6 protein-coding genes and 4 tRNA genes are annotated in these 6878 nt (G+C 65.2%); 8 read left to right on the top strand and 2 right to left on the bottom strand.

The genetic code is table 11. The annotated features are described in order from the left end of the window. The 4 genes from ACYVG2_RS04800 to ACYVG2_RS04785 form a co-directional block, all read left to right on the top strand. Positions 1-843: hypothetical protein (locus tag ACYVG2_RS04800; protein ID WP_460779910.1), on the top strand; the 843-nt coding region annotated here is incomplete at its 5' end. 340 nt (positions 844-1183) lie between these two features. Beyond that, positions 1184-1453, top strand: coding sequence for a hypothetical protein (locus ACYVG2_RS04795; protein ID WP_460779909.1), 270 nt, complete (start codon positions 1184-1186; stop codon positions 1451-1453). A 317-nt stretch (positions 1454-1770) separates the two neighbouring features. Then, complete coding sequence (locus ACYVG2_RS04790) at positions 1771-1965, top strand: helix-turn-helix domain-containing protein (RefSeq protein WP_460779908.1); 195 nt, start codon at positions 1771-1773, stop codon at positions 1963-1965. A gap of 59 nt (positions 1966-2024) precedes the next feature. Then, positions 2025-3053, top strand: a complete 1029-nt coding sequence (locus ACYVG2_RS04785) for a tyrosine-type recombinase/integrase (RefSeq protein WP_460779906.1) — start codon at positions 2025-2027, stop codon at positions 3051-3053. A gap of 49 nt (positions 3054-3102) precedes the next feature. Here the strand turns inward: ACYVG2_RS04785 and ACYVG2_RS04780 are convergent. Next, positions 3103-3175, bottom strand: a tRNA-Val gene (locus ACYVG2_RS04780). Positions 3176-3325: 150 nt separating this feature from the next. On the opposite strand from ACYVG2_RS04780, the gene ACYVG2_RS04775 reads away from it, so the two are divergent. From ACYVG2_RS04775 to ACYVG2_RS04765, 3 genes are all read left to right on the top strand, one after another. After that, a tRNA-Gly gene (locus ACYVG2_RS04775) sits at positions 3326-3397 on the top strand. Positions 3398-3451: 54 nt separating this feature from the next. Further along, a tRNA-Cys gene (locus tag ACYVG2_RS04770) sits at positions 3452-3522 on the top strand. 28 nt (positions 3523-3550) lie between these two features. Further along, positions 3551-3622: transfer RNA gene (locus ACYVG2_RS04765), tRNA-Val, on the top strand. A gap of 51 nt (positions 3623-3673) precedes the next feature. Here the strand turns inward: ACYVG2_RS04765 and ACYVG2_RS04760 are convergent. Next, positions 3674-4543, bottom strand: a complete 870-nt coding sequence (locus tag ACYVG2_RS04760; protein ID WP_460779905.1) for a transposase — start codon at positions 4541-4543, stop codon at positions 3674-3676. 405 nt (positions 4544-4948) lie between these two features. Between ACYVG2_RS04760 and thrS the strand changes: the two genes are divergently transcribed. After that, entirely contained in the window at positions 4949-6877 is a 1929-nt protein-coding gene (gene thrS, locus ACYVG2_RS04755) for a threonine--tRNA ligase (protein ID WP_448966152.1), read from the top strand. Position 6878: the final 1 nt, after the last annotated feature.

The following is a 6878-nucleotide window of genomic DNA, read 5'->3' as shown; positions in this document are numbered from 1 at the left end:
GGGCATGTTCCCATCCTCTCGATAAAGGAACGGAACGAAACCCAGGGCGGTTCAGATTGGCGGCGCTGGCGTAGGGCTCGCGCTACTCGACGCGCGGCGGTGCAGGGCTACCGGCATGCAGTTGGGATGCGACTGATCCCGGCGCTCTCCGATGACGATTACGAATGGGCGATGCGGAGGCCGGTGAAGCGGCTGCCTTCGGCGCGTTTTCGGGTTATGCCGGAATGGGTCGTGCTCACGGTGGCGCAGACTCAGGCAGCGACGACGGACGACCTGATCGCGAGGGCTGAGGCGTATGCCCCTGTCGTTGCTGCTCCCGCCGATTGGGTCACTGTGCAGCGACAGACAGATTCGGTTGTGCGGATCGTGTGGCGCCGCTCTGCGCCGGTCGATCAGCTTTCGGAGAGTATCCCGTTCCAGGCAGGGCCGGCGTCGGTTGATCCGATTGCGCCGGTGCTGGTTGGTCGCACGGATGCTGGCGCTGAGTACCGGCTCAACGTGTTCGACCGGATGACCTTGGTTCTTGGGGCGTCAGGTGCCGGAAAGGGATCGTGGCTTTGGTCTACAGTCCTTGCGCTGACGCCGCATATCAAGGTTGGGACGGTCGAAGTCTGGGGAGCCGATCTTAAGGGCGGCGTGGAGCTGTCAGCCGCGTTGCCGATGTTCGCGCGCACGGCAAGCACGTTCGAACAGGCGGCGGAGATGGTCGCCGAGCTGCGTGTCGAGGTGGATCGCCGTCTTGAGCACATGGTTTCGGTCGGTTCGCGTAAGCACGTTCCAACGCCGGAGCAACCCGCTCGTTGCATGATCTTCGACGAATTCTCGCTGTTGAGGCCGATCTGAAGTCGATCCTGTCTCGTGGTCGAGCCGCACGGATCGTCATCCAGGCGTTTGCCCAAGACCCGAGAGCCGATTCGCTGTTGGCGCGTCCGTTGTTCACGAACGTCGTAGGCCTTCGGTTCCGGACTGCTGATGATACGAAGTTGGCGATTGGTCCGGCTGCGTATGACGCGGGGGCCAAGTGCGAGTTGATACCTCAGTCCACGCCTGGCGTCGGGTACGCGATGGATGAGGAATCCGGCACGGTGCAGCGGGTGCGGGCCTTCTGGGTCGGTGATGACGTGCTTGCTGAGGCCTCGGCAGACATGGGGCGGTTCTTGGCGCTTCGGGAAGGGGCGGCATCATGAGCAACGCCTCTGACGATCTGACAAATTACTCGCTAGAGGACCTGAACGCCCTCATCCGGCGCATGGAACTCGGTGCGATAGCTGCTGCGATGCGGGGCCAGGGGCCGGAGGCTGCGGACACGCTGGGCGAGCTCTACGAGCTTCGGGACCGTGTCTGGGAGCGGCATCGCGCGCAGGAGTGGGAGCGGGAGAGAGAACGCGACTGGCGCGCAGAGATCGAGGCTGCTGCTGACCGCGAGTTCGCAGAAGGGCGCGATGATGACTGATCGGCAGGTTGACGCTTGGAACGAGGGTGATCGGGTCCACGCGGCGATCTCCGGGGCGCACAAACGCGCGATGGTGCTCGCGCCTCTCGGAATGTGGACTGTCGATGAAGATTTGGCTCTGTCATATCTGTACGGCGCGCATGCGAGCATCTGCAAGTTTGCGGTCTGCGATTTAACCAGGTCGTGTGAACCGCCCAGGGGATTCGCGATTGGTCGCGCTCGGGTCGAGCACGATGCGTGGATCGACGTGTTAGTGACGGAGCGGCAATGGCTCGATGGCGGTACTCGGCACTGGCTCAATTGGCCGGGAGCAGACAATGAGTGACAACGACGAGCGCGCGGATGATCGCCTGTTCATCAGTGAACGTGAGCTGGCACGTGAACTCGGGGTTCATCCCTCGACGCTCACGCGGCTTGCTCAGCAAGGCAAGCTTCCGGTCCAGCCGGTCTACGTTGGGCATCGGCGTGTGTACCCGCGCGCGGCGGTCGAAAAGCTGGCGGGGGTGGCCTGATGCCGTTCGTGCGAAAGACGGACGCTGGTCGTTGGCGGGGTATCGCGAAGCGGGGGAGGGTGACGCTGGGTTCGCGTACTTTCGATCTGCGGCGCGATGCCCTGGCTTGGGCCGAACGTACGGAGGCGCAAGCGGTCGGCGGTGTTGATCTTCGGGCAGGTAAGGCACTGGTGCGCGATTTGCTGCCGCAATGGTTGGAGCATCGTCGGGCGACGGTGACGCCTCAGGCCGCGGCGACGGACGGTCAGTTGGTCCGGCTTATGTCGCCGTCGCTGGGTGCGCGTGCTGTGGCCTCGGTGCTGCCGGTTGACGTCGAACGGTGGTACATCTACCTGCGACAGCAAGGGCAATCAGACGGCTCGATGAAGCGCTATCGCGGGTCACTGTCGGCGTTCTTCGCGTGGTGCGTCGCTGAGGGTCGCGCGGCACAGAATCCGGTGACGGCATCACGGCTGCCCGCGCCAGTCGGCCCGCCCTCCGAGATGCGTCCGCTCTCTGAGGCGGATCTATCCGATGTGGTGGAGAAGGTGCGCGCACGCTGCGCACATTGCGCCGATCTGGTCACCGTTCTGGCCTGGTCAGGGGTTCGGTGGGGCGAAGTCCGCGACCTGCGCCTGAAAGACGTGTCCGAAAAGCCAACGCCTTCGCTGCGGGTGTCGCGGAGTCGGTCAGAGGGCGAGCCGGTGAAAAGTACGAAGGGCCGTCGCGCCCGACGTGTGCCCCTGGCTGAACCAGCCTGGGCGATCGTTCGCGAACTCATGCGCTTGAAGCGTCCGGATGACCTGTTGCTGACGGGTGAGCACGGAGGGCAACTTTGGCGCTCCCAGTTCCTCCGCTCGTCAGGCTACGCAGAGGCCTCGGACGGACGCCGCATACACGATTTGCGGCACACGTTCGCGACGTTGGCCCTCGCTCGTGGCGTCGATCTTGCGACCGTCTCGAAGTGGCTCGGACACGGGTTGGTGTCGATCACAGATCGATACATGCACTACCTCGGCACCCAAGCCGATGTGGCTGGCCTGGCGCTGCTGAACGGCGGCGGGGGTGCGCCGGGGGTGCGCGTCGATGAGAGCGAGGCGGGGCTATGAGGGCAGCGAAAAGGCCTGCTGCCAAGCGACAGTAGGCCTCTCCATACGGTGGGCGATACCGGACTCGAACCGATGACCTCTTCCGTGTGAAGGAAGCGCGCTACCAACTGCGCCAATCGCCCATGACCCAGGGGGTCGAGAAACGATATTACCTGAACGTCGCACGCGCTCATGACCAAACCGCATGACACGCGCGAGATCGGGTTTCGGTTTTGCGGGATCGAGATGATCGGCTAATGTTTTACAAGTGCCCGGTGCAGCCGGAACACAACGCGGATGTAGCGCAGTGGTAGCGCATCACCTTGCCAAGGTGAGGGTCGCGAGTTCGAATCTCGTCATCCGCTCGAGTGCAGGAGTCTCTTTCTGAGGGGCTCACGGCACGTGGGGTCAATCCACACGGTGGCGTGGCCGAGCGGCTAGGCACCGGCCTGCAAAGCCGTTTACACGGGTTCGAATCCCGTCGCCACCTCGTCGCTTCAACTTAATAGCCTGAACAGGCGCGATTGGCGCAGCGGTAGCGCGCTTCCCTGACACGGAAGAGGTCACTGGTTCGATCCCAGTATCGCGCACACTGAAACCCCCGGCTCGCCGGGGGTTTTGTCGTTGGGTCCTGCGGCTGATCACAAGCGATCCAGCGCGCCCCGAGCGTCGTCGAGCCCTCGCTGCGCGGCCGTCACGGGCTCATCGGCAGCTGATCGGGCTTTCTCGGCCTCGGCGATGTCTGCGCGTGCTTCGTCGGCCTGCTCGCGCCGCAGCGCGAGTTCCGTCTCGAGCTCGTCGATCTGAGCCGTCAGCCTCTCGACCCGCGTGCCGGCCTCGTCGAGTGCGCGCTCCGCTTCTGCCTGACGTCGCTCGGCCGCGGCCAGTGCGCGCTCCGCGTCGTGCACGGCCTGCTCTGCGTGACGCCGTTCGCGACGCGCGCTGACCTCGTCGACTGGAGCCGTCACCGGCTGCGGCGACGGAGCCGCGCCGCCCCCTGTCAGCTCTGCAGGCTCGAAAGAGCCCGATCCCGATGGCTCGAGTTCGCGGATCAGTCGACCGGAGGCGACAGCTGCAGCGGCATCCGGATCGAAGAAAGCGGCGTTGATGGTCTGCCGAACAGCATCCGACGTGGTCGCCGACACACGAGCGCCGCGTGCCTTCGCCAGCTCGACCGCGCTCTGAGCCAGCCGCGAGGTCAATGCGCGGCGTTGCCGCCCGAGCGTCGCCAGTGCCTGGGCATCGAGGTCCGCCTGCGCCTCGCGGAGCTCTTCGGCCAGCTGGAGGGCTTCGCCGAGCTGCGCGGATCGCTCTCGCGCGAAGACGTTCACGACCCAGGCGGCGACGGAGGGCTTCCGGAGTGAGCCGATCCCGGCCGCCAGGTCGCGATCCGGCGTGGCCTTCGCGCGTGCATCCCTGGCCGACACGAATTCATCCAGCGGCCCGACGTAGAGCTCGCCGGCGATCTTCTCCAGCGACATGTTCGCATCGTCCGCCATCGCGTCACCCATCGGCATCCGTAGTGAATCGGCCGCTCATGCCAGCGACCCTACTCCGAGGAACCGGTGCGTTGAACCCTCCGCCTCCTCGCAGCGGCGGTCGCACCGCGCGGTGTGTGAGAGAATTGAGATGTTCACGCGTCGTCCCTTCTAGACGAACGTGATCGCCGCTCCCGTGGACTTCCACTCCACGGGAGCACTTTTCGTTAACGCGGACTGCGCTCAAGGCGCGAACGATCACCCCGTCGTGCGCGCCCGAGACGTGCCCGAGACGCGGTGCGCCGCTGCGCGCGGGCGTGAAGCCGGTGCTCTCGAGGCGAGTAACCTGGTGAGGACCCCGAAATGGAGTGATCAGTGCCTGAAAACGCCCAGCCGACAGACGGCTTCGCCTTGTTCTTCGACCGATCCGTCGTCGCGATGCGCGTCAACGGCGAACTGAAGGACCTTGCGACCACCGTGACGACGACCGACGAGGTCGAGCCGGTCACGATCGACAGCGAAGACGGCCTCGCGATCCTGCGGCACTCGACGGCGCACGTGCTCGCTCAGGCGGTGCAGCGCATCAACCCTCAGGCGAACCTCGGCATCGGCCCGCCGATCACCGACGGGTTCTACTACGACTTCGGGGTCGAGACGCCGTTCACTCCCGAGGACATCAAGGCGATCTCGAAGGAGATGCAGCGCATCGTGCGCGAGGGCCAGCGCTTCGTGCGCCGCGTCGTCACCGACGATGAGGCGCGCGCCGAACTCGTGAACGAGCCGTTCAAGCTCGAGCTCATCGGACTCAAGGGCGGCAACAAGGAGGCCGCCGAAGGCGCATCCGTCGAGGTCGGTGCCGGCGAGTTGACGATCTACGACAACACGACGAAGGACGGCGAGGTCGTCTGGAAGGACCTGTGCCGCGGACCGCACCTGCCCAGCACCCGCATGATCGGCAACGGCTGGGATCTCACCCGCATCGCCGCGGCCTACTGGCGCGGCAGCGAGAAGAACCCGCAGCTGCAGCGCATCTACGGCACCGCGTGGCCGACCAAGGACGAGCTCCGGGCCTATCAGCACCGTCTGGAAGAGGCTGCCAAGCGCGACCACCGACGCCTCGGCAAGGAGCTCGACCTCTTCTCCTTCCCCGAGGAGATCGGCTCCGGCCTGTCGGTCTGGCACCCGCGCGGCGGCATGATCCGCGGCGAGATGGAGCAGCACGCGCGCAAGCGCCACATCGAGGGCGGATACACCTACGTGTACACCCCGCACATCTCGAAGGAAGACCTGTTCCTCACGTCGAACCACCTCGTCACGTACAAGGACGGAATGTTCCCGCCGATCGTGATGGACGAGGAGCGCGACGAGGACGGTGAGATCACGAAGCAGGGCCAGGACTACTACCTGAAGCCCATGAACTGCCCGATGCACATCCTGATCTACAAGGAGCGCGCCCGCAGTTACCGTGACCTCCCGCTGCGCTTCGCGGAGAACGGCACCGTGTACCGCAACGAGCTCTCCGGCGCCCTGCACGGGCTCACCCGTGTGCGCGGCTTCACGCAGGACGACTCGCACCTCTTCGTCACCCCGGATCAGCTTGAGGACGAGGTCGCGAAGGTCCTCGAATTCATCCTGTCGATGCTCCGCGACTTCGGACTCACCGACTTCGAACTCGAGCTGTCGATGAAGGACGACGAGAAGTCCAAGTGGATCGGCTCTGACGAGTTTTGGGAATCGTCGACCGACGCGCTGCGGCGGGTCGCCGTGGCATCCGGGCTCAAGCTCACCGAGGTACCCGGCGAAGCGGCCTTCTACGGCCCCAAGATCGACCTGAAGACGCGCGATGCGATCGGCCGCACGTGGCAGCTGTCCACCGTGCAGGTCGACCCGAACCTGCCAGAGCGCTTCGACCTCGAGTTCATGGACAAGGACGGGCAGAAGAAGCGCCCGATCATGATCCACCGCGCGCTGTTCGGTTCGATCGAGCGTTTCTTCGCGATCCTGCTCGAGCACTACGCCGGTGATTTCCCGGTGTGGCTATCCCCGGTGCAGGTCGTCGGCATCCCCGTCGCGGACGATTTCGCCGACTACCTCGGCGACGTGATCACGACTCTGCGCGACGGCGGCGTGCGCGCCGAGCTCGACGTGTCGGATGACCGGATGCAGAAGAAGATCCGCACCCACACCACGGGCAAGGTGCCGCTGATCCTCATCGCGGGGGAGAAGGACCGGGATGCCGGTACCGTCTCGTTCCGTTTCCGTGACGGTACGCAGGAGAACGGCGTGCCGATCGCGGATGCCGTGTCCCGCATCCGCACGGCGATCGACACCCACGCACTCGTGCACACCGTGGAGGACCTGGCGTGAC

It is taken from the genome of Microbacterium shaanxiense (genome assembly GCF_054779995.1).
This window is presented reverse-complemented; position numbering and strand designations above follow the sequence as displayed.

Excerpts from the sequence above, each read along its gene's own strand:
- ACYVG2_RS04795 (WP_460779909.1), top strand. The coding sequence starts at position 1,184 with ATGAGCAACGCCTCTGACGATCTGACAAATTACTCGCTAGAGGACCTG.
- ACYVG2_RS04760 (WP_460779905.1), bottom strand. The coding sequence starts at position 4,543 with ATGGGTGACGCGATGGCGGACGATGCGAACATGTCGCTGGAGAAGATC.
- ACYVG2_RS04790 (WP_460779908.1), top strand. The coding sequence starts at position 1,771 with ATGAGTGACAACGACGAGCGCGCGGATGATCGCCTGTTCATCAGTGAA.
- thrS (WP_448966152.1), top strand. The coding sequence starts at position 4,949 with ATGCGCGTCAACGGCGAACTGAAGGACCTTGCGACCACCGTGACGACG.